Below are 17,822 nucleotides of genomic sequence, written 5' to 3'. Positions count from 1 at the left end.
TCAAGACAATAGAGCGCAATTCTTTTTAGGAACTACTTCTGATAGTCGCTGCCAAATCGTGTATCTGGGTTTCGCACTAAGCCCCCGAGCTTGCCCTCGCAGTTTGAGCTCATCCAAAGCTTCATCGCGCCACAGCAATTGAGCCATGGAGAAAGGATCTGTCTGTCGATTTATTTTAGGGGCCCTGCGGGTGACAATCCGGATCCCGCCGGGCCCACTAATTGCTTCTTGGATACCCCAGTGCGGCGGAACAATGGCTGCGCACTTATCTAGATGCTTAGAAGTGGTCACTATCGTGAGATAGTCCATGACCCTCGAAAAGGCCTCCGCTTGTTCCGGCAATCTCTTTAGAGTGTCTTTATCGCTCTTGATTTCCCACCCGGCGAGGTGTCCATTTAGAACGGCGAGATCGATCCGCCTATTTCCCATATCTACGCCGAGCTCGTGTCGAATAAGCACGTCAGGATTTTGCCCATGTTTGCCCTGCAGTTGTGAATCAAGAGCCAGGCGAATGTCAATGTCGCTGGTCAACACATTTCCTCCTACGCTTGATTGCTGCTCACGCTATGTTAGCGCTTTGCCGGACGATAGTTGGAAATCTGTGACTGGCGTTTCATTGACGGCGGCTGGCCTACTCGCATCAATTTTTGGTTAGGGGTCGCGCCGTCAAGAGTGTGTGGGGCAGATCTGGATACCCGTTCGAACTTTTACAGTTTCGGATCTTGTCCAGTCTTAGCGCCCTGCGCGACTATTGGAGTCGTGCGGGTTGGCAGGGACCCCTCGTGCGACTGGCAGGAGTTGCACCTGCGCACCTTGGCTCTACTCCTGAGCTACAGTCGCTCCCCTGGGTCTCGTGTTCCTCAGGGGCTATTTAGTTATTGGTGCCGAAGCTGGCGCGGGTCATTGTGTCGGCCTGAACAGGATCAATGTTCGGCTCACTCGCCACGGTATCGGTTTGCAGCAGATTCCAGCTTTGACACCGTTTTGCCCACCTGTGGGGGTGTGAGCAAATCTTTGGGTTCTTACACTGCTCCGATCTTGATTTCATCCTAGGGACAATTCGCAACTAAATCAACTTTCGGTTGGTACTTTAACGCTTATCACGCGGTATTGATCGCAAAACGCCGAGAACCTCGGCCGGCGAGTGGCCCTCCTGCCGTGTTGTGAGGTCGCACCTTGGGTGCAGTTTGCCGCGTTGAGCCCACTTTTTAGCTTGTTCGTAGTTGATCGAGTAGCCGGCATCTTTCAGCGCTCGGACTACGACGGCGAGTGGTGCGACATGGTGCCAAGCTTCGGCGAAGCGTTCGGTGATGCGGTCGGTTAGGTCGTGTTCGCGGTGGCATTCTTTACATCGGCCTGTGGTGGCTGTTTCGTGGCCTTCGACAATGCCATCACAACGGGTGACGGTACCCTCGGTGTTCAGGTTGAGCGCCCCGCACTCCCCCAGTGGACGCTTCACAAGTGGCCTGTCTGCTGCGGAGAGTACCCGCCGTTCAAGGTCACGCAACTCTAGATAGATGTCGCCAACATACTCGCGTTTCCGCATCGTGTGCGCCACGGCTCTGAGGTACTCGGCAGCGTGGAACGTGGTGGTGAAGATCCGCAAGCGGTTCGGTTCCTCCCGCCCGTTCACCCAGTGCGCGAGCTCGGTTAGCCGGCGTTCGTACTCTCCGAGGCGTTCGGCCATGTCCAGGTTCAACGGCGCACCCGGGGCGCTAGTGCCAGCGGACCCGACCCGCGGCTGCACGCTCATGTTCGACAGCGTGGCCTGCGCAGTCCGCAACGTCGCAGGCACACGATCCAACACTGCACGGAATCGGGCATCACACTGATTGCAGAGATGCAGACCCTCAGCGGTCATGTACTCACATGCTAGGCACGTCATTTATTACCCCGATCTTTTTTCGAGCCCTCAGTGAGCTGACTCGCCAAACTCGTCGCCCGACGTTCAAAGAAGGACACTCTTCCTTCCTTGGTCTCTATGGATTCCACATTCATGACCACGCTAAATGCTGACTGCGCTTGCTCGGCCACGGTTTCTATCAAGCTCCGGGCGCTTGAAATCCTGACCTCATATCTCACTTTTTCAGCATCCGTCGCCCCTTCAAACGGTTCCAATGCCCACACAAGGTCGTTGATTATCGGCCCTGTGACAATGTTTAGTGATTCCGCAAAGCGTTTTTGGTACATATCTCCGTCGGCTAACAAATTAGAAAAATCGAACAGTTCACGGTGTACCGATCCGCCTGCTTTGAATCGTTCCCCTTCAGATGCCTCGACTAAGTTGCTCAATGCTTCGAAGTACCGTCCAGATGCATTGCGTAAAGTGTTTTTCTTGTCTAATCTGTCAGCCCGATCGCGCTGTTTGAATGCCTCGTAGACGCCGTACACGGCTGCGAGTGCTGCCACGAGCGTCCCGAGCGCCGAGCCAACCCCAGAGAGTATTTCTATCCACGAAGCGTCTGGCATTTGGCATGCGACCTGCAACGGGTCTGTAGTTGAGATCTCGCAAATCAATTTGTCTGTGGAGGCCATGCCCCAATCCTATTCGTTCTGGTCGAGTACTGATCGGTGTAGGTCTAGCCCTGTTGGGGATGGTTCGCCGGTGATGGTGATGGGGTGGTCTGGGCTTAGGTTGGCGGTGATGAATGTTCCTGCGCTGAGCAGTTCGATTCGGAAGGCTGGTTCGCCAAGGCTGTAGGTGGGGTGCGGGTCGCAGAGACTGGTGTCTTCGATGAGGTTCAGTTGGTGGTCTGCTTTGACCAGCCGCCCGGTGTGGGTGATGGTTTCGCGGGTTTCTGGGTCGAGTATCTTGTAGCTGATGGTTTTGCCGAGGTCTGCGCCTGATAGGTGGCGGGCTTCGCGGGTGGTGCTCATGGTGTTCCTCCGGTGAGTTGGCGTAGGGCGTTGGGGACGATGGTGGGGAGCATGTCGGCTTGGATCTTGGAGAGGTTCAACGCGGCGAAGATCTGTTTCAACGCGACCACGACGAGTTCGGCTTTCTGCTCTTCCAGTTCGATGCGACGCTGCTCGATACCAGCTTTCAAGGCCAAGGTGGTGAGCTTGGCGAAGTGCTCACGCTCTTTCGTGTAGAGCGTGTACCAGGTATTGAATCCGGCTTCCTGAACGGTCATATCCACTGGGCCTTGGGCACCGATACCGACCTCAGTCTTTGTTATCCCCCATACAAGTTCGTTGGGTTCGACCTCAGCTACCTTGGTGCGAAGCCATTGGACGTGCGCGTGACTGATCCGGATCTCTTGGAGCAGTGCTTGGGCTGGGTCGACGTCAGGGTATTTGTCGGTGATTCCGAGCGTGCCTATGGCGTGGTTCAATTCTTGTTCCGCGATCCTTGCTTCTGCCGCTGTTTTAGCTTTCGGGCTATTACCACCGTGTCGTCCGCACCGTACTCCGCCTTGGATTGGTGAGGATCCGCAAGCTTCGTCTTTGCCGCGCTTCTTGGCGCCGCAGATCAGCTTCCCGCCGCGCTCTTGCCCTGGGGCGTAGGTGGGGTCGCCTTTGTATCGTTTGATCGCTTTGCCCAGGTTCTCAGCCGTAACTCTAACGACCATCGGCTGGTTCCTCCTTGTACTGGTTAGCGCGAGCACGGAGCCATGCCGTGATTGGCTGAGCAACGCGCAACCGGTCTTGCAGGCTGCCCTGGATCAGTTCGTTCCATGCCTTGTATTGAAAAGCGTTGGCTACCTCGTTGAGCGCTTCTGCTTTTGCTTCGGCGCGAACGGTTTCAAGCCAACGGTCGAAGTCTGCGCCCAAGTCGGTTCGTTGCTTCACGCTCGGCAACGGGTAGTGCCCGAGTATGCACGCCTCTCGCACCTGCTCAGTTGTCGGCGTGTATTCTCCGCAGTGGTAGGTGGCTGCGTGCTTCTCATTAGCGCTCATGGGAATCTTCTCCTATGTTTTTGATTAGTAATTTCTGTGCTTCGACCTGTATTGTTTTCCCTTGTGCATCTCAGTCCTGATGCTGAACGAAGTCACTCGATCCCAACAGGAGGAAGTTATGGGTTTCATTGGTTGGATTGTTTTAGGCCTTATTGCTGGTGCGATCGCTAAGGCGATCAAGCCTGGTGAGCAGGGTGGCGGCTGGCTCGCTACCCTGGTGCTTGGTGTTGTTGGTGCCGTTGTGGGTGGTTGGATCGGCTCCGCTTTGTTCAACGTGGATATCAGCTCGTTCTGGTCGCTTTCGACTTGGTTGCTGGCCATCGGCGGCTCGCTGATCGTCCTCGTTATCTGGGGACTGATCACACGCAAGAAGGCGTAATTTGCGCGACAGAACGGGGTCTTACCTTTCGGGGTGAGGCCCCGTTCGCTATGCCTAGGCATCGTTCACCGTTGGGCGGTTCTTGGCCCGTTCAGCGTCAGCTTCGCGCAGTGCCCGCATGATGCTTTCCTCGTGGCCCCGGTAGCCTTTGAGCGCTTCGGATTTGGTGGCGCCGGTGAACTCAGAACCGCACCACAGGCAGGTGAGCGTCCAGCCCTTGCGCTGCGTGTAGACGTCTCCGGTATCCCGCCATGCGTCATAGTGACCTTCCGGGGTGGACTGAGAGTCCACACTGTTCACTACCGGCTGGGCGACGCCGAGATAAGCGGACACGGCAGCGGTAGCGAGGTCAATAGGCGCTTCCGGCAACTCTTGGCCGAAAGACGCATCAATTACCGCATCACACGCCACTTCGAGCGCGTCCGGGTTTAGCGGGATGCTAGTCATTTGTTTTCTCCTTGGTTGGTTCGTGCCATACGGTCGGCGTAGGCGATAGCTTCAGTGTGGGTCGGGAAATACTCGGGCTCCCCGTATTTGGATTCGATAGCCACCCAGTCATATCCGCCGTCTGGCCGCTGATCCCATGTCTGGATGACAATGGGGCGACTCGGGTTCTCGATTTGGAATTTGTGAAGCTTGATCATGCTCGTGCGGTCCACTCCGTCTGACCATGTGCCGTCATCGAGACGATAAGGGGTTTGCGGAAGTGTTCAGGGCAATCCGGGTTAGGTTCATGCGTTGAACCGGGCTCCACTGCCCCGTAGTGCGTAGTCCACATCTCAGGTGGCAACTCGAAACAGGTGCACTTAGCCACGGGTCTCACCTCCGAGTCCTTCGTCGGCCAGCTTGCGAGACGGGCAAGGCCAACCATGTGCGCAATTTCTGCACATCATTGGGTACCCGTAGTCACTGTTTGGATGGTGCAGTTCTTGGATCGCTACCAACGCGGCACGCATGGCCGGGATCTTGTGCAAACCGTTCTCACTCATTGCTGTACTCTCGCCAGCCGTCATCTACTTCAAAGTGGATCGTTTGCATAGCTTTGGTGACTTCTTCCTCGGTGAAATGGCCACGCACAAGGTAGTCATCAATCGCGGAGAACGCAGACTGCAAAGCGTCTTCGATTTCCTGCTGTATGTGCCGCTCGATCCTGTCGGCACGTGATTGGTTCAAGATGCTGATGGAGTGGCCTTCACCGTCGCCAGCCCAGTGCTTTCCTTTGTCATCCTCGGTGGGGATCGGCTTGTTGCAGGTCTTGCACAGTCCATAGTCTTGGCCTGGCGTTGGGTCGAAAAGGTTGCTCATTCGTCGTCCTCGTTTTCTTTGGTTTCTTCGTTAGTTTCGGCTAGCCAGTCGGTTAGGCGGAGGATCAGGCGTTTCACGCTGGTGATGAATGCGTGGATGATTGTCATCACTGCCCCCTTTAGACCAGGTAGATGCCGACAGGGAAGCTGTCGTAGTCGGGGTATTCGTGGCGGTAGTAGGCGAGCATGTCGCCGTTGATTGGTGCGCACCAGTCAGCGTCATCGGTGTAGTTGTCCATGATCAACTCGACTGATTCCGTCGGATAGACACGCGGCTCACGCTGCACGATTTGATTGCTCATGATGGTTCCCCTTGGTGCCCCACGCTCAGATGGTGGGACGATCAATACTTCTGCTGCTGGTTGTCAGACTACCGTCTGTTAGTTGGTATAGCAACCATTGTGAAGCGGTTCCAGATTTTTGATAACTAGCACCAGCTTCTCGGTCCCGTACCCGCCATGGTGGATGAACGGGCCGGCCAGGTGGGTGGTGTTGTCGTCTGGAATCAGCCCATAGTCGACGAGGCCATCAACCACGGGCTTCAGCGTGGGCATCAGGTTATGTGGGTCATAAGCGCGCTTCGATGACTTCCACACATAAGCGTCAATTCGTACGCGCTGCAGGCCTTTCGGGAGCTTGGCCTGCCGGGACATAATGTGCGCACCATGTCGCCAAGCCTGGACACGCTTGTTCCGTGGCGCCCAATGGAGATTCACATTGAGGTTGAGCCAGTCGGCAAGCTTCGGAAGTTCCAACCGGAATTCGCCGGAGGGCACAGAATCCATTTTGAGAGCCTTTCAGGAGGTTGAACGGGGAAACCACCCGCCCAGGGTGTCACAATCACGCCTAGACACGATTTCTGCCCGAATAACGGTGGTTCACCGTCTGTTGGTTGGTGTTGGTTGCAAATAAAAGTTTTAGAATGGGGCTACGCCCCGGGTTGTTTCGGATGCTTCAACATCGCTCTCGGGGCTTTTGAGTGCTTGGAGTGCGTGTTTGACGGCTTGGACTCCGAAGGCGTTGGGTTTGCCTGCTGGGTGGATTCGTTTGCCGATCATGTGTGGTGGCCGTTCTCCGAGGAGGATGTCTGCTTGGCAGCATCGGCAGGTGTGTGCGTCTTCGCCGGCGTGCTCGGCGCATGGAGGGTTTTTTGGTCTTTTGGTGTTTCTTCCTAGGTTCCAGTGTTTTCCGTCGAGGAAGATCACGTTGGGTGATTTGATGTCGGGGTTGTTTGCTGCTCGGATGGCGACTTCTGCGATGTCGTTGAACGGGTGGGTGGTGGTGCGGTGCTCGTAGAACAGGTCTGTGAGTTGTTGTGGTCGCCAGTCGCCTGGGCGGATCATGGCGAGGAGGTTGGCTAGGGTGATGGCTTGTTGTTCGGTGATCATTTTTAGGTGTCTCCTTACGGTCGATCGTTTTGGCGTCTCGCGTTTAAGTACTCAACGATCGACGATTTTCTTTAGCCATTTCTTTTAAAACTGAACCAAGAGTGTCCGTTGGTTTTGCCACCTACGTAAGTAGGTTCTTAACTTCTTAAGTTCTGCCACTGTGTTTGCTAGTTGGCGACTTGGGGTTTTGTGTCTAGCCAGGGTGGCATTTGCTAGAATTTTGCTACTTTTGCTAGGCGGTTAGAATGGTGGTTCTTCTGGGATGACTTGGGATTTCTCTCGTTCTCCTGTATCTTCTTGGCAGTACTCGCAATCTGTAGCAAAAATCCCCTTGTTTTTGTGGTTCTTCGTGTGCCCTCCACGGGCGCCTGAAATGGCCCGTTTTTTGGATAGTTCGTGCACGGTTTGGTGCTTCTCGTAGTCGTGGATCCGATAGGTTTTTGCGTCTTCTTTGACGAGCAGTTTTCCATCGGTGAGTTCTTTGAGCGTGATCTTCCCTCGTTGCTCTGCGACTCGTGCTGAAACCTTCCCGCCGGATCGTTGTTGGGCTGCTCTGAGCATAAGAGATAGGTGCAAGAGGATTGCCTGGTCGCTGAGTCCGTCGATCTTTGGGTTGTCGAGATAGTCGATGGATAGCTTGATCCAGGGCCGTTCGTCCTTGGCACTCATTTTGTCGTCCCTCTCTGGCATGATTGAGGTCATCATTGTCTATTCATTGGGGGGTTGATCGTGGCTGTTGGCTTGCGAATTGATATCGAATTTTTTGAGGAGAACGGCGAGGGCAGGGCCACGGTCGGAGACATTCGTCGCTGGCTAGCGCTTGCGGATAAGAATGGTGTTACAGACGAAGAAGAGTTGTTCATGGTAATGGACTCCAAAGAAGAGATAAATGGCTTCTACGTCTATGGAAACCTTGACTAGATTGTCCTAAATCTTGCGCTTTGAGCGGGCCTATCAACTTGCCTGGTCCAGTGCCAGCCGCCGGCGTGTTCGTAGTATCGGACAGGTTCGGCGGCTGTTCTTTTTCGGCGATGATTTCTGCTCGGAGTTGTTTGGCTGTGCGTTTGTCTGGTGCCCAGACTTTCTTGCAGGAGGGGTCTGGGCAGATGGGGCGTGGGGAACAATGCGGATGCGGTTGAGCGGTCACTTCTCCCCTTTTGGTTGTGCTGCTCGCAGTCCTGACTCATTGCTACCTGGTAGCCTCCGAACTGGTTACCGCCGGGCACGTCGCGTGTTGCCGTTCGGCTATTGCCTCGGCAGTCCAACAGAGGTGCTCCGGTGACCATGAATTCCTTGGGATAGTCAGCCGGGAGGTTGAACTTCTTTTGGTAACCAACCGTTTTTCCCTCAAGGACTGGCAGATCCCGCCATCCCGGCCAGCAGTGATCCAAGTACTCATGCACCGCGTCACTCGTGCTTACGTGAATCCCTGACCACCAATTGCACCCAGCGCAGTAGACCCGAGATACGTGCCACTTCACGCACGAGCACCAATCCTCTACGTTGTGGGGACAGTGAAGAATCGAGCTGAACTTTGCTGACTTGTGATCAGATCCCACACCTGACGTTTCGTAATACGTCGCCCAGCCGACATAGGTTTTCCACCTGAAGCCACGCTTCTTGTGATCCTCTCGGAACGCCAGCAACTTTTCTTCGAGCGCCTCGGGCGTTCCAGGATGATGAAACGTTCCAGCGTCGATAACCGGTTTGAGAGCATCCAGCGGAATGACGGTTGGCTTGTCAGTTTCGATCAGGTCGAAGATGTCTAACTGTCCGGCGATCATCAGAACAACCTCCCAAGTTCTTCGGCGGCGGGTTCAACGTCAGCCCAATCGGATTCGGTCCACGAGAAACGCGATTCGTCATTAGGCCGGCGAGGATCAGCCAGCCAGTATCGAGTCAGATCCTGCACACCGCGATAGTTCTCAGTCACGCCACGAACCAACATGATTGTGGTCGGCTTGTAGATCTGCGTCTTAGGCTCAGCATCTGGTTGATAGACCGTGTGCTTGACCAGATCCCCAACGGCTGGCATATAGTTCACTTCTTCCACCTGGACTTCATAACCGACTGAGCACGCTCAACCTCAAGCGCAGTCAACCGCTCATAAATCGACTTCTCACTCATATGGCAACTGCATTCTTTTTTGGTAGCGCACACTTGAAACGGAGTCCAGCAGCATGATTTCTTGCATGCGCTCATGATGCTTGCTCCAACCAGCCGTCAGCCTTCACAAACCGCTTGCAGTCCTTGCAGAAGTACTCGTCCACACCCCAAACAGCGTTCTTCTCAACCCCGCACCGATCACACGTGCGAGCAAACTTCACATCCAAAACTTGAATAGGCGCCGGATCAACGACCGAAGACTCAGCAACCACAACGAGCTTCGCCCCAGCCGTACCAGGCATCTCACTGCCCTGTCGGATATCGACCCGTGGCTTACCAATCGTGATTACCCCATGCCGTCGTGCAACCTTTGGTAGGTCTTCGATAGCTTCAGCAAGCAAATCTTTCTCCGGAATCTCAGCGTCTAGCACTGGCCATACAGCTTGAAAGACACCCATTACGCTGCGTCCTCGTCTCGTACTAGTGCAAAGTCAGTGATCTTTCCGGGTTGGAAACCGAACCAGTCAGCGATTAGTTCGTTGTCGTCGTCGTACACGGTCACATAAGGCATGGTCGCTGGTACGCCGAGCTCGTCAGCACGTCCACGAATAGCTTCAGCAAGCTCATGTGCGTCAGCTGCGTCTGCTTGAACTGTCACGTATTCGACGCTGGATTGGTCTAGGACCCTTTTGGTCCCTCGGCACTGCTGGCAGTTCTGGGTGGTGTACAAGGTGATGGTTCGCATTGGTTCTCCTGAGTGGTGTTGGTTGGGTGGCCTGGTCCGACTACTGGCCAGACCACCCTGTGTTTTACTTCGGGTTAGTGCTTCGCTGGAATCTCATAGGTGAGTGAGCACTTTTTGCAGATCAACCAACCGCACAAACGCTTTGTGCAGTGCGGGACTGAGTGGTTGGCTGCGGGGCGTTTACAACGTGGGCAAACTAGTTGCTTGGCCATTGGTTTAGAACGGTGGTTCCTGTGCGGGTGGGTTGCCCCAGCCACCGCTACTGTTGTTCCAGCCGGCATTGTTGTTGTTTGGTGTGCGTCCTGCAGCGCCTTCACCGTTTCCTCGTGCCGTACGAGTGACTTTCGCTGACGCGTACCTAAGGGATGGGCCGACTTCCTGAATTTCCAGTTCCATGACGGTTCGGCGTTCGCCTTCTTTGGTGTCGTAGGAACGTGACTTCAAGAAGCCTGTCGCGATAACACGCATCCCCTTAGTTAGGGTTTCCGCAGCGTTCTCGGCTGCTTCCTTCCACACTGAACACCGGAGGAACAGTGCTTCGCCGTCCTTCCATTCATTCGATTGGCGGTCAAAGGTACGCGGAGTCGAAGCAATCGTGAAGTTAGCTACCGCACTACCCGAAGGCGTGAAACGCAGTTCCGGATCCGCCGTCAGATTGCCGATTACAGTGATAAGGGTTTCGCCAGCCATGGTTAGGCCACCTCTCCGTCGATGATTGTGTATGCGTCTTCGATGTCGTCTCCGACTACTTCGAGCCAGATTTGGTATCCGTGCTCCTGTGCTGTTTCCTCGATCAGTGCGAGGCTGTCAGAGTCCAGCAAGGAACCGTCCTGAATGCGGATGACCTTTAGCTTTGGGTTCAGTGCGATGGCCATTGCCATGGATACGCGGATCTGTTCGGCGCTGGATGCTTGCTTGAACGGCACGCCCTGGTAGGTGACTCCGTCTTCGGTGAAGCCGAGGCCGTCCACTGGGAACGATGCACTTGCGAGGCCGTCGGCTTTGGTCTTGGCGATTTCGTCGAGTTTCGCGGTCAATGAGTTTGCTTGGCCCTTGGCTGCTTCGTGCTGGAATGACAGCGACCCGCGTTCTTTGGCTTTACGCACGAGACGGTTGGTTTCCTCCGCGCCGTCGATCTGCGTTCGCATGCGCTCTAGATCTGCCTTGTAATCGGACTGGTTAGCCACGAGTGCGGACACATCATCGAAGTGCTTTCGGGCTGCCGCGAGTTGTCGTTCAAGCTCCTGCACCTTGTATTGAGATTCATTGAGGTCGGTCAGGTACCTGTCGCTCTCCTGCTGAGCGGCTTCTAACTTCCGGTATTCCCCCAGCAGTTCGGAAACGCTGACTTCATTTGCCGGCACAGCGTCCGGCAGTTCACCGAACTGTGCGAGAGCAGATTCGAATTCCTTTACCCGTCGGTTCACTGCGGTGCGTTCGTCAAACGCCTGCTTGCGTTCGACTTCCAACTGGTCCGGGTCAAACGGCAACTCCACCAGTTCCAAAAGCTGTGCCAGTTGCTTCTTGTCATCCAGCAACGTGAAAGCGAGCGGATCCATGGACAAATCACCCACGAGCTCGTCCAGCTTCGCCTGCGCCTTCGGGTACTTCGCGCCGTCCTTGCTAGTCAAGGTCAGTCGGGAACCAGATGGGGTGAAGACACGGGTGACCGTCAATTCCTCAGTTTCAAGCACGATCTCTGCCCGATCTTCACCGTCACGGATTGGCTTCGGCGTGGTCTTGCTGTTGGCGCCACCAAGTGCTGCAGAGATGCTGTCCAAGACACTGGATTTTCCTTGCCCGTTCTTCCCGGCAACGATGACCAGGTTTCCCTCTGGATCTGGTTTGATCTCTACGTGCTTGGCACGCTTGTAGTTGGTTGTGGTAAGGCTGATGACCTTCATGATGTTTGACTCCTACTTGTTGTTGGTGGGTGCGCAGCCCGTCAGACTGGGCACCCACCGGGTGTTGGTTTGGTGTTACTGCTGGATGGTTTTGGATCCGGCTTCGGTGATCCGGTCCACCACCTCAGCCGGGGCGCCCTCAGCAACCGCACGGTTCCAAAGGGAAATCAAGGCGTCTCGGTCCCCCTCGGTCTGTGCAAGCTCTGCATCCCAGTCAGTTTCGAGAACCGCTGCTGGGCCGTCGTCTTGCATCTCGCCTGTTGATTCGTCTGCCACCGGTTCGGCCACCGTCGTAGGTGCTGGGTCAGGGTTCTTGGTTGCAGGCTTGCGAGTGAGCTTTCGTGTCTTCGCCGGCGCCTCGGCAGGCTGTGTAGTCTCGCCCATGTCTTCCAGTTCCATCTCTTCGGCGCTGTACGGCATACCTGCCAGCACGTCAGGGGCGATGACTCGGCAGGCTTCGGCCTGAGCCTTGGCAGTGAGCATGGCGATGGGGTCGGTCTTGTACTTCGCGTTACTCGTGTATCCGGCTTGACTGGCACGCTGAATGGACCAGGTGAAGTCGCTCCACCGTTCCTGTCCTTTACGGCGTGCGCTGATGGTCACAGATTCGTTGGTTGCTTCGGTCCGTACGATCTCGTGCCCCTGCGCCATGACCAAGGCGACCATTGTGCGGGCGTACATTGCTGGGCGACCGTGAACAACGAAGATGTTTGCGAGGGCATTCATTGGGTCGAGGCCTACGGACTTGCCGGTGAGGATTGCAGCGGCTGCTGCTTCGGGCTTGCCCACGAAGTCCTTGGGAACGAATGCCGTCTTGCAGAGGGCGGTTCCGAGCTGGTGAGCTGCACCGAGTTCTGCAGCCCATTCAGCGAGCTGAATGGTTCCCGCGCTCGTTGGTAGGACTGCAGGGTTGGCGATTTCGCCGGCTGGGTTGAATGGTTGGATACTCATTTGGGTTGACTCCTAGATGTGTTGGTTAGGCTGCTCGGGCTTGTCGTGCCCGAATTTCGGTGATCATGTCTTGCAGGACCTTGACCATGTGTTCAGCGCTGTCGACTGGGATGATGACTTCGAATCCGGGACGATCCAGTTCGGGGAGGCTCCCCACGTCCGGTTGTCATCGGTGGGTCCCATGTCGATAGCGATAGCTTCGTCCTCGTAGTAGAGGTCGAGCTGTTGGTCTTGAACTTCGCACTTGAACTTGTAGGCACTCATGCTGCGACCTTCATTTCGGTTGGGCGGTTGATCGGTTCGAGCTTCTTCTTGCCTCGCGCTTTCGCGTCCTCGTGGACTGCTTTGGCGTGGAGGAACTGTTGGAAGTGTTCGTCAATCTCGGCGGGAGACGTTGCCAGCGGGTAAAGGCTCGTACCTAGTGGGCTACCTTCGTACCGGGCGTTGATGCCTTCCCGGTCCATCGGTGTTACGTGAGCGACGAACGTCTTCACAACCTCAGGCATGGGGACTTCCTTGTCGCCGTCCATGTAGAACTCGGCACGGGAGTACGCTGCGGTCTGCAACGCGGTCTCGAAATACACGCCCTTGGATGTTTTCAGGTCAATCTGGATCAACTTGCCCGCATCAATATCCGGTTGGGACATGAGCAGTGGCGACGTAGCCAGGAGGTCGACCTTGCCGGAGAACCAGTGCTCACGACTTGCCAACACAACTTCGACAAGCACTGGCGTGATCTGCCATTCGTCCAAGAAGTCCATGTATCCCTCGACGAACCCCACGAGGTCCTCGGGTGCTTCGACTTCGCCTGTGGTGGCGAGCTTCTCAGCGAGGTCGTGCACTTCAGTGCCACGCTCGGCAGCGATGTCACGTTCCTTATTAGGGAGCGCCTGCATAAACTTGACCGACTGATCAGTATCGCCGGCGAGTAGCTCGGTGAGCTTGTCAGCGTTGGCAGGGTCAGTAACCCATTTGGCAACTACGCCTGGCGCCCACCAGACCAGTGCTGGTTTCGGAATGCCTCCACCGAGGATGGTCGTGACACCGGTGACCGGTTTGCTGTCGAGCTTGTAGCGGTGTGATGCTTCGTTAAATGTCAGGCTCATGACCTATGCACCTATCTGAAAGTTGATGACTGATTCGATAAGGAATGCCGTACCGCACATCGCGATGATTCCTAGTCCGATCATTGAGACCAGCACCCGCTCCCCCAGACTGGTGAGCTTCAACCCTTTGCGTTCCATCCACCGGCTCATGCTGCGTGCTCATGCCGGCGAAGGAACCGTTCAATACTTGATTCGCGGATCTTCCACGTACCGCCACGATTAGCCGATGAAAACTTGATTCCGACCAGGTCGCCACGACGTAGCATCTTCCGCACCGTTTCCGGGTGAGACCGCAACCGGTCTGCTGCCTCCGGAACCGTGAGTAGGTCGTCTCTGTTAGCCAAGGTGATCCCTCCAGGTCTTTCCGATCCATTCGTATTGGTGTCCGCCATTGCGGGATTTGACTCGGCTTGTGGCGTTAGCGTGTTTTGCGATCCATCCGCGTCGCTGAGCCGTGGTGAAGATTGAGCCGACCATGTTCTTGTGCGGTGCTGGACGCCGCATTTCCTCGCGGAGGTCGTCTGCTGTGAACCGCCGGCCTTGCGTGGCCCAGCGTTCAACGATGTCCAGTGCGTCTTCGCGCCATGTGGTGTCTTCGAGTGCCATTGGTTGTGCAGTCACCGGCGTGTCCTTTCTCTATGCGGCTACCGTCTGCTGACGTTGGTTACTTTGCCGCCTGACAGTTGGTTCTTCGGGTAAAAAATTACATTCACTGGCACACCAAGTGCTTCAGCAATGCTTTCGGCAGTGTGTGGTTCGCAAGATTTCTTGCGGCCCGAGGTTAGGTGATTGATGAAACTGGGGTGAACATTGACCTTCTCTGCCAGGTGGCGTTGTGAGATTTTCTGCTCAATTGGCTTGCCTGCCTTGTATGCCTCGATGTCTTCTTTTGTGACAACGAACGCTCGCAGTAGGTCGACTGATTTGAGTCGCATATAGCTTCCTTTCGCATATCGTTTGCGTTGCTTCCAGGGGGACATCTGGGATCCTTTCGTATGAGCCGGTAGGCATCGTTTTGGTTTCTGCTGCAAAAACAGTATTGCCTACCGGTAGGCGGTGTGTCAACAACCAATAGGCGTTTATTTGCTTATGCCCTCAACCTAGAGTCGGAAACTGACGATTATTTGGTAGGCGCAAACTAGAATTTTGAGTACCGCCTACCGGTAGGCGCATTGCCCTCCGATACGTTTGAAGTCGCTAGGAACCAAAGGAAAACTTGAAGCCATGGATCACAACCAAGCCGAAAACTTCCAACAACTAGTCCTCCGACTGAAGGCGGACAAGAGCTACGACGCCATCGAGAAATTATCTGGCGGAGCACCCACTGGTAGGTCACTTCAGAAGCTCTTGACTAAAGGGTTTACCCGGATGCCTGACCCCGAAACATTCCAAGGACTGTCTCGCGCACTAAATGTCCCTCAAAGGGATCTAGTGCTTGCTGCAGCTAGAACGCTTGGAATCTACATCGAGGCCGAAAACCCGGCAGACCTTACCCTGGTCGGCGCCGGTCGTCTCCCCTACGAATCACAAGAGCTCCTAAGATCAACCTCCCGTGAGTTGCAACGATGGTTAGAACGCGACCAGCAGCACACAGTAGCCACAGATGACTCGAAACAGGGTGCGACAGCAGATGTCCATGAGCTTTTCCCGGTTCATCGCGCCGCAGCTGATAAGGGTGACCAGGGCATCGATCCGGAACAGTTGCCAGAGTCGTAACATCCGCTTACTTGAATCCTAAAGTGTCGTAGGACTCAACTATATTCGAACACATGTTCGAAGAAATTCTTTCGCGGATACGCCCACGAGTCATAGAGGCGAACCTCCCCAATAACCTCTGGGGAGCCTACGACCTAGTTACGCACACCATCGCACTCCGACCGCGCCTCGCACCAATTCAACGACGCTCCACGCTCTCTCACGAGACCGCGCACGCAGTACTTGGACACGCAGGTTACTCGCCTCGCCAAGAACGCGCTGCAGAGGAACTCTCAGCGTCCTGGCTAATACAACACGACCAGTTCACCCAAGCATCACTGATCTACGGCACAGCAACCGCCCTAGCCAACGAACTCGACGTGCTCCCCCGAGACATCCACGCATACATGCGCCTACTAAAGCGCACCCAAAAACAGGAGACACCATGGCAACCGGAAGGATAAACGACCTCTGGCACCGAAAAGACCGAAGCCGAACCACGAGGTATGGATCCGGAAAGCGCTGGCAAGCCATATGGACCGACGGCACCGACAACGTGACAAAGCGATCCTTCGACTACAAAGACGCAGCCCAAGCATGGCTCGACAGCAAAACCACCGACTACACCCTGAACCCACACGGGCTCAAAGCCGACATGCTGTTCAAAGACTTCTGGGATAAGTGGCGTCAACAACAAACACACCAGCGGGCCAGCTCACTTCGCATGATCGACTCTGCCGGCCGCAAAAGGATTCTCCCCGCCTTCGTTGACCGCTACCTTACGGAGATCAAACGAGAGGACATTCAAGCCACCATCAACTCATGGATTGCAGACGGGATGGCTCCGTCAACCGCACGGCTCTACTACACGTATATGCGCCAGGCATTCAAAGAAGCCGTATTCGAGAAGATCATCCGCGAGTCCCCGTGCGTGAAGATTAGCTTGCCGCAGGTGGAGAGTAAGAATTTTCAGTTCAGCAAGGAGACTCTAGATCAGTTGATCAAACTGGTTCCGGAGCCGTACGCCACGGCCATGCGCGTCGGAGCGGCGACGGGGTTGCGACCGAGCGAGTTGTTTGGCTTGTCCAAGCAGGACATTGATTTTCCGAATAGTGTCATTCGTTTGACACTGCAAGACGCAAGCCGTCGAACCGGAGAACTCGTCCGTGGGCCACTAAAGACCAAGTCTTCGCGACGGAGCGTGAGTTTCGGACCGGTGATGCGGAATATTCTTTTGGAGCTCTGCAATGCTTCCGGGCCGGAGGGGCGACTGTTTCACGCCGAGGGGTCGTGCAGATTTGGAAGTACGAGGCCGTGTGGGTGAAGGCGCGCAAGTCGCTACCGGAGATCGGGCCAGGCTGGCATCAGCTACGCCACTACCATGCGAGCGTACTGATCTCCCATGGCTTCTCGCCTGTGGCTGTGGCAGCGCGTCTGGGGCATAAGGATGCTAACGAAACTTTGCGGACTTACGCGCATATGTGGGACAGTGACGGGTCGGCAATGGCTGCTGTTTCAGATACAGTTGTGGCGGCCTAACTAGGTTAGACCGCCACGAAACCGCCACAGCTAAGCTGGATCCCTTTGTTTATAAGGGATCAGGTATTAGCGTGCGTAGTACTCGACCACGAGGTTCTCTTCGCAGGTCACTGGGATCTCTGCACGCTCAGGAGCGCGCAGGTAGGTAGCCTGAAGGGCTTCCAGCTTTACGTCCAGGTAGCTAGGAACAGCTGGAAGCACCTTTGCGTGCTCACCTGCTGCAGCCATCTGGAAAGGAACCATCTTCTCGCTCTTCTCGTGTACGTGGATCAGCTGACCCGGCTGTACCTTGAAGGACGGACGGTCAACACGCTGGCCGTTGACCAGGATGTGACGGTGCACAACCAGCTGGCGAGCCTGCTGGATGGTGCGAGCGAAGCCTGCACGCAGAACCAAAGCATCCAAGCGGGACTCGAGCAGTGCCAACAGGTTGTCACCGGTCTGGCCGCCGAGGCGCTTAGCTTCCTTGAATGCGTTCAGCATCTGAACTTCGCGGATGCCGTACTGGGCACGCAAACGCTGCTTTTCGCGCAGACGTACTGCGTAGTCGCTGTCCTGCTTCTTACGGGCGCGGCCATGCTGGCCTGGACCGTATGGACGGCGCTCCATGTACTTTTCAGCTTTAGGGGTCAATGCAAGGCCGAGCGCACGCGAAAGGCGTACGGTGCGGCGGGCACGGGCGTTAGCCATTAATGTGTCCCTTTCGATCAGCGACGGTATCTACTGGCCTCCAGGATGGAGAGTGTGTGGGCGTCGCGTCCCTGCTACACTGCAACCCTGCTCCAGTACGCGATCGCTCGCATTC

General features: G+C 55.6%; 33 protein-coding genes and 1 tRNA gene. 6 read left to right on the top strand and 28 right to left on the bottom strand.

Going from position 1 to position 17,822, the window contains the following annotated elements:
- The 7 genes from N6V40_RS11260 to N6V40_RS11230 all read right to left on the bottom strand — a co-directional run bounded on the left by N6V40_RS11260 (nucleotide 1) and on the right by N6V40_RS11230 (nucleotide 3,900).
- Nucleotides 1-531, bottom strand: a complete 531-nt coding sequence (locus tag N6V40_RS11260) for a sce7726 family protein (protein WP_262197703.1) — start codon at nucleotides 529-531, stop codon at nucleotides 1-3.
- A gap of 252 nt (nucleotides 532-783) precedes the next feature.
- Nucleotides 784-840: transfer RNA gene (locus tag N6V40_RS11255), tRNA-OTHER, on the bottom strand.
- Nucleotides 841-1,090: 250 nt separating this feature from the next.
- The gene (locus N6V40_RS11250) at nucleotides 1,091-1,861 is read right to left on the bottom strand and encodes a hypothetical protein (protein ID WP_262197701.1); all 771 of its coding nucleotides are present in this window, start codon (nucleotides 1,859-1,861) and stop codon (nucleotides 1,091-1,093) included.
- A gap of 20 nt (nucleotides 1,862-1,881) precedes the next feature.
- Nucleotides 1,882-2,535, bottom strand: coding sequence for a hypothetical protein (locus N6V40_RS11245; protein WP_262197700.1), 654 nt, complete (start codon nucleotides 2,533-2,535; stop codon nucleotides 1,882-1,884).
- A gap of 9 nt (nucleotides 2,536-2,544) precedes the next feature.
- Entirely contained in the window at nucleotides 2,545-2,877 is a 333-nt protein-coding gene (locus tag N6V40_RS11240) for a hypothetical protein (RefSeq protein WP_262197698.1), read from the bottom strand.
- Complete coding sequence (locus N6V40_RS11235; protein ID WP_262197697.1) at nucleotides 2,874-3,572, bottom strand: hypothetical protein; 699 nt, start codon at nucleotides 3,570-3,572, stop codon at nucleotides 2,874-2,876. Before N6V40_RS11235 ends, N6V40_RS11240 begins: the two co-directional genes overlap by 4 nt.
- Complete coding sequence (locus N6V40_RS11230; protein WP_262197696.1) at nucleotides 3,562-3,900, bottom strand: hypothetical protein; 339 nt, start codon at nucleotides 3,898-3,900, stop codon at nucleotides 3,562-3,564. The genes N6V40_RS11235 and N6V40_RS11230 overlap by 11 nt, the downstream gene beginning before the upstream one ends.
- A gap of 118 nt (nucleotides 3,901-4,018) precedes the next feature.
- Here N6V40_RS11230 and N6V40_RS11225 point away from each other — a divergent pair, with 118 nt between their 5' ends.
- Nucleotides 4,019-4,279, top strand: a complete 261-nt coding sequence (locus N6V40_RS11225; RefSeq protein WP_262197694.1) for a GlsB/YeaQ/YmgE family stress response membrane protein — start codon at nucleotides 4,019-4,021, stop codon at nucleotides 4,277-4,279.
- A 54-nt stretch (nucleotides 4,280-4,333) separates the two neighbouring features.
- On the opposite strand, the gene N6V40_RS11220 is transcribed toward N6V40_RS11225, so the two are convergent.
- The 8 genes from N6V40_RS11220 to N6V40_RS11185 form a co-directional block, all read right to left on the bottom strand.
- Nucleotides 4,334-4,726: a hypothetical protein gene (locus tag N6V40_RS11220; RefSeq protein WP_262197692.1), complete on the bottom strand. Its 393-nt coding sequence runs from the start codon at nucleotides 4,724-4,726 to the stop codon at nucleotides 4,334-4,336.
- A complete protein-coding gene (locus N6V40_RS11215) occupies nucleotides 4,723-4,923 on the bottom strand; it encodes a hypothetical protein (RefSeq protein ID WP_262197691.1) in 201 nt (66 codons plus the stop codon). Before N6V40_RS11215 ends, N6V40_RS11220 begins: the two co-directional genes overlap by 4 nt.
- 162 nt (nucleotides 4,924-5,085) lie before the next feature.
- Nucleotides 5,086-5,268 (bottom strand): hypothetical protein, encoded by a 183-nt coding sequence (locus tag N6V40_RS11210; protein ID WP_262197690.1) that lies wholly within the window; start codon nucleotides 5,266-5,268, stop codon nucleotides 5,086-5,088.
- A complete protein-coding gene (locus N6V40_RS11205) occupies nucleotides 5,261-5,584 on the bottom strand; it encodes a hypothetical protein (RefSeq protein WP_262197689.1) in 324 nt (107 codons plus the stop codon). The genes N6V40_RS11210 and N6V40_RS11205 overlap by 8 nt, the downstream gene beginning before the upstream one ends.
- A gap of 118 nt (nucleotides 5,585-5,702) precedes the next feature.
- On the bottom strand, nucleotides 5,703-5,885 hold the full coding sequence (locus N6V40_RS11200) for a hypothetical protein (protein WP_262197688.1): 183 nt from the start codon (nucleotides 5,883-5,885) through the stop codon (nucleotides 5,703-5,705).
- Nucleotides 5,886-5,963: 78 nt separating this feature from the next.
- Nucleotides 5,964-6,368 carry a RusA family crossover junction endodeoxyribonuclease gene (locus N6V40_RS11195; RefSeq protein WP_262197687.1) on the bottom strand — a complete coding sequence of 135 codons (405 nt, stop codon included), beginning with the start codon at nucleotides 6,366-6,368 and terminating at the stop codon, nucleotides 5,964-5,966.
- Nucleotides 6,369-6,500: 132 nt separating this feature from the next.
- A complete protein-coding gene (locus N6V40_RS11190) occupies nucleotides 6,501-6,971 on the bottom strand; it encodes a hypothetical protein (protein WP_262197686.1) in 471 nt (156 codons plus the stop codon).
- 240 nt (nucleotides 6,972-7,211) lie between these two features.
- Complete coding sequence (locus N6V40_RS11185; RefSeq protein WP_262197684.1) at nucleotides 7,212-7,640, bottom strand: phage replisome organizer N-terminal domain-containing protein; 429 nt, start codon at nucleotides 7,638-7,640, stop codon at nucleotides 7,212-7,214.
- Between the two features lie 60 nt (nucleotides 7,641-7,700).
- Between N6V40_RS11185 and N6V40_RS11180 the strand changes: the two genes are divergently transcribed.
- Nucleotides 7,701-7,892 (top strand): hypothetical protein, encoded by a 192-nt coding sequence (locus N6V40_RS11180; protein ID WP_262197683.1) that lies wholly within the window; start codon nucleotides 7,701-7,703, stop codon nucleotides 7,890-7,892.
- Here the strand turns inward: N6V40_RS11180 and N6V40_RS17705 are convergent.
- The 12 genes from N6V40_RS17705 to N6V40_RS11130 form a co-directional block, all read right to left on the bottom strand.
- Nucleotides 7,889-8,755 (bottom strand): DUF6349 family protein, encoded by an 867-nt coding sequence (locus tag N6V40_RS17705; RefSeq protein ID WP_396267748.1) that lies wholly within the window; start codon nucleotides 8,753-8,755, stop codon nucleotides 7,889-7,891. The two genes, N6V40_RS11180 and N6V40_RS17705, sit on opposite strands and share 4 nt — an antisense overlap.
- A complete protein-coding gene (locus tag N6V40_RS11175) occupies nucleotides 8,755-9,006 on the bottom strand; it encodes a hypothetical protein (protein ID WP_262197682.1) in 252 nt (83 codons plus the stop codon). Before N6V40_RS11175 ends, N6V40_RS17705 begins: the two co-directional genes overlap by 1 nt.
- A 163-nt stretch (nucleotides 9,007-9,169) precedes the next feature.
- Nucleotides 9,170-9,535 (bottom strand): hypothetical protein, encoded by a 366-nt coding sequence (locus N6V40_RS11170; protein ID WP_262197681.1) that lies wholly within the window; start codon nucleotides 9,533-9,535, stop codon nucleotides 9,170-9,172.
- Nucleotides 9,535-9,822 (bottom strand): glutaredoxin family protein, encoded by a 288-nt coding sequence (locus N6V40_RS11165; protein WP_262197680.1) that lies wholly within the window; start codon nucleotides 9,820-9,822, stop codon nucleotides 9,535-9,537. The genes N6V40_RS11170 and N6V40_RS11165 overlap by 1 nt, the downstream gene beginning before the upstream one ends.
- Nucleotides 9,823-10,038: 216 nt before the next feature.
- Nucleotides 10,039-10,512 carry a single-stranded DNA-binding protein gene (locus N6V40_RS11160; RefSeq protein WP_262197679.1) on the bottom strand — a complete coding sequence of 158 codons (474 nt, stop codon included), beginning with the start codon at nucleotides 10,510-10,512 and terminating at the stop codon, nucleotides 10,039-10,041.
- Nucleotides 10,513-10,514: 2 nt separating this feature from the next.
- The gene (locus N6V40_RS11155; protein WP_262197678.1) at nucleotides 10,515-11,726 is read right to left on the bottom strand and encodes an AAA family ATPase; all 1,212 of its coding nucleotides are present in this window, start codon (nucleotides 11,724-11,726) and stop codon (nucleotides 10,515-10,517) included.
- A gap of 75 nt (nucleotides 11,727-11,801) precedes the next feature.
- The gene (locus N6V40_RS11150; RefSeq protein WP_262197676.1) at nucleotides 11,802-12,677 is read right to left on the bottom strand and encodes a hypothetical protein; all 876 of its coding nucleotides are present in this window, start codon (nucleotides 12,675-12,677) and stop codon (nucleotides 11,802-11,804) included.
- A 25-nt stretch (nucleotides 12,678-12,702) separates the two neighbouring features.
- Entirely contained in the window at nucleotides 12,703-12,834 is a 132-nt protein-coding gene (locus N6V40_RS11145; RefSeq protein ID WP_262197675.1) for a hypothetical protein, read from the bottom strand.
- A gap of 103 nt (nucleotides 12,835-12,937) precedes the next feature.
- On the bottom strand, nucleotides 12,938-13,783 hold the full coding sequence (locus N6V40_RS11140) for a hypothetical protein (RefSeq protein WP_262197674.1): 846 nt from the start codon (nucleotides 13,781-13,783) through the stop codon (nucleotides 12,938-12,940).
- Nucleotides 13,784-13,929: 146 nt separating this feature from the next.
- On the bottom strand, nucleotides 13,930-14,175 hold the full coding sequence (locus N6V40_RS17700; protein WP_396267744.1) for a helix-turn-helix domain-containing protein: 246 nt from the start codon (nucleotides 14,173-14,175) through the stop codon (nucleotides 13,930-13,932).
- Complete coding sequence (locus N6V40_RS11135; protein ID WP_262197673.1) at nucleotides 14,120-14,404, bottom strand: hypothetical protein; 285 nt, start codon at nucleotides 14,402-14,404, stop codon at nucleotides 14,120-14,122. The genes N6V40_RS17700 and N6V40_RS11135 overlap by 56 nt, the downstream gene beginning before the upstream one ends.
- Before the next feature lie 23 nt (nucleotides 14,405-14,427).
- Nucleotides 14,428-14,763 (bottom strand): helix-turn-helix transcriptional regulator, encoded by a 336-nt coding sequence (locus tag N6V40_RS11130; protein ID WP_262197671.1) that lies wholly within the window; start codon nucleotides 14,761-14,763, stop codon nucleotides 14,428-14,430.
- Between the two features lie 244 nt (nucleotides 14,764-15,007).
- Between N6V40_RS11130 and N6V40_RS11125 the strand changes: the two genes are divergently transcribed.
- From N6V40_RS11125 to N6V40_RS11110, 4 genes are read left to right on the top strand one after another with little or no spacing between them, the layout of a single operon-like run.
- Nucleotides 15,008-15,499, top strand: coding sequence for a hypothetical protein (locus N6V40_RS11125; RefSeq protein WP_262197670.1), 492 nt, complete (start codon nucleotides 15,008-15,010; stop codon nucleotides 15,497-15,499).
- A gap of 53 nt (nucleotides 15,500-15,552) precedes the next feature.
- Nucleotides 15,553-15,942 (top strand): ImmA/IrrE family metallo-endopeptidase, encoded by a 390-nt coding sequence (locus N6V40_RS11120; RefSeq protein ID WP_262197669.1) that lies wholly within the window; start codon nucleotides 15,553-15,555, stop codon nucleotides 15,940-15,942.
- Nucleotides 15,924-16,802 (top strand): tyrosine-type recombinase/integrase, encoded by an 879-nt coding sequence (locus N6V40_RS11115; protein WP_262197668.1) that lies wholly within the window; start codon nucleotides 15,924-15,926, stop codon nucleotides 16,800-16,802. Before N6V40_RS11120 ends, N6V40_RS11115 begins: the two co-directional genes overlap by 19 nt.
- Nucleotides 16,769-17,017: a tyrosine-type recombinase/integrase gene (locus N6V40_RS11110; RefSeq protein WP_262197667.1), complete on the top strand. Its 249-nt coding sequence runs from the start codon at nucleotides 16,769-16,771 to the stop codon at nucleotides 17,015-17,017. The genes N6V40_RS11115 and N6V40_RS11110 overlap by 34 nt, the downstream gene beginning before the upstream one ends.
- A 66-nt stretch (nucleotides 17,018-17,083) precedes the next feature.
- Here N6V40_RS11110 and rpsD read toward each other — a convergent pair whose 3' ends face one another.
- Nucleotides 17,084-17,707, bottom strand: a complete 624-nt coding sequence (gene rpsD / locus N6V40_RS11105) for a 30S ribosomal protein S4 (RefSeq protein ID WP_131088271.1) — start codon at nucleotides 17,705-17,707, stop codon at nucleotides 17,084-17,086.
- Nucleotides 17,708-17,822 lie beyond the last annotated feature (115 nt).

The sequence above is a fragment of the Glutamicibacter sp. M10 genome, assembly GCF_025452055.1.
Taxonomy (GTDB): Bacteria; Actinomycetota; Actinomycetes; order Actinomycetales; family Micrococcaceae; genus Glutamicibacter.
The sequence above is the reverse complement of the archived record's forward strand: the minus strand, read 5'-3'. Positions and strand labels throughout refer to the sequence as shown.

Coding starts and splice junctions, on each gene's coding strand:
- rpsD (WP_131088271.1), bottom strand. CDS start 17,707: ATGGCTAACGCCCGTGCCCGCCGCACCGTACGCCTTTCGCGTGCGCTC.
- N6V40_RS11230 (WP_262197696.1), bottom strand. CDS start 3,900: ATGAGCGCTAATGAGAAGCACGCAGCCACCTACCACTGCGGAGAATAC.
- N6V40_RS11190 (WP_262197686.1), bottom strand. CDS start 6,971: ATGATCACCGAACAACAAGCCATCACCCTAGCCAACCTCCTCGCCATG.
- N6V40_RS11140 (WP_262197674.1), bottom strand. CDS start 13,783: ATGAGCCTGACATTTAACGAAGCATCACACCGCTACAAGCTCGACAGC.
- N6V40_RS11130 (WP_262197671.1), bottom strand. CDS start 14,763: ATGTCCCCCTGGAAGCAACGCAAACGATATGCGAAAGGAAGCTATATG.
- N6V40_RS11160 (WP_262197679.1), bottom strand. CDS start 10,512: ATGGCTGGCGAAACCCTTATCACTGTAATCGGCAATCTGACGGCGGAT.
- N6V40_RS11170 (WP_262197681.1), bottom strand. CDS start 9,535: ATGGGTGTCTTTCAAGCTGTATGGCCAGTGCTAGACGCTGAGATTCCG.
- N6V40_RS17705 (WP_396267748.1), bottom strand. CDS start 8,755: ATGATCGCCGGACAGTTAGACATCTTCGACCTGATCGAAACTGACAAG.
- N6V40_RS17700 (WP_396267744.1), bottom strand. CDS start 14,175: ATGGCGGACACCAATACGAATGGATCGGAAAGACCTGGAGGGATCACC.
- N6V40_RS11225 (WP_262197694.1), top strand. CDS start 4,019: ATGGGTTTCATTGGTTGGATTGTTTTAGGCCTTATTGCTGGTGCGATC.
- N6V40_RS11115 (WP_262197668.1), top strand. CDS start 15,924: ATGGCAACCGGAAGGATAAACGACCTCTGGCACCGAAAAGACCGAAGC.
- N6V40_RS11185 (WP_262197684.1), bottom strand. CDS start 7,640: ATGAGTGCCAAGGACGAACGGCCCTGGATCAAGCTATCCATCGACTAT.
- N6V40_RS11240 (WP_262197698.1), bottom strand. CDS start 2,877: ATGAGCACCACCCGCGAAGCCCGCCACCTATCAGGCGCAGACCTCGGC.
- N6V40_RS11165 (WP_262197680.1), bottom strand. CDS start 9,822: ATGCGAACCATCACCTTGTACACCACCCAGAACTGCCAGCAGTGCCGA.
- N6V40_RS11195 (WP_262197687.1), bottom strand. CDS start 6,368: ATGGATTCTGTGCCCTCCGGCGAATTCCGGTTGGAACTTCCGAAGCTT.
- N6V40_RS11215 (WP_262197691.1), bottom strand. CDS start 4,923: ATGATCAAGCTTCACAAATTCCAAATCGAGAACCCGAGTCGCCCCATT.
- N6V40_RS11175 (WP_262197682.1), bottom strand. CDS start 9,006: ATGCCAGCCGTTGGGGATCTGGTCAAGCACACGGTCTATCAACCAGAT.
- N6V40_RS11150 (WP_262197676.1), bottom strand. CDS start 12,677: ATGAGTATCCAACCATTCAACCCAGCCGGCGAAATCGCCAACCCTGCA.
- N6V40_RS11245 (WP_262197700.1), bottom strand. CDS start 2,535: ATGGCCTCCACAGACAAATTGATTTGCGAGATCTCAACTACAGACCCG.
- N6V40_RS11235 (WP_262197697.1), bottom strand. CDS start 3,572: ATGGTCGTTAGAGTTACGGCTGAGAACCTGGGCAAAGCGATCAAACGA.
- N6V40_RS11220 (WP_262197692.1), bottom strand. CDS start 4,726: ATGACTAGCATCCCGCTAAACCCGGACGCGCTCGAAGTGGCGTGTGAT.
- N6V40_RS11210 (WP_262197690.1), bottom strand. CDS start 5,268: ATGAGTGAGAACGGTTTGCACAAGATCCCGGCCATGCGTGCCGCGTTG.
- N6V40_RS11250 (WP_262197701.1), bottom strand. CDS start 1,861: ATGACCGCTGAGGGTCTGCATCTCTGCAATCAGTGTGATGCCCGATTC.
- N6V40_RS11155 (WP_262197678.1), bottom strand. CDS start 11,726: ATGAAGGTCATCAGCCTTACCACAACCAACTACAAGCGTGCCAAGCAC.
- N6V40_RS11205 (WP_262197689.1), bottom strand. CDS start 5,584: ATGAGCAACCTTTTCGACCCAACGCCAGGCCAAGACTATGGACTGTGC.
- N6V40_RS11125 (WP_262197670.1), top strand. CDS start 15,008: ATGGATCACAACCAAGCCGAAAACTTCCAACAACTAGTCCTCCGACTG.
- N6V40_RS11120 (WP_262197669.1), top strand. CDS start 15,553: ATGTTCGAAGAAATTCTTTCGCGGATACGCCCACGAGTCATAGAGGCG.
- N6V40_RS11200 (WP_262197688.1), bottom strand. CDS start 5,885: ATGAGCAATCAAATCGTGCAGCGTGAGCCGCGTGTCTATCCGACGGAA.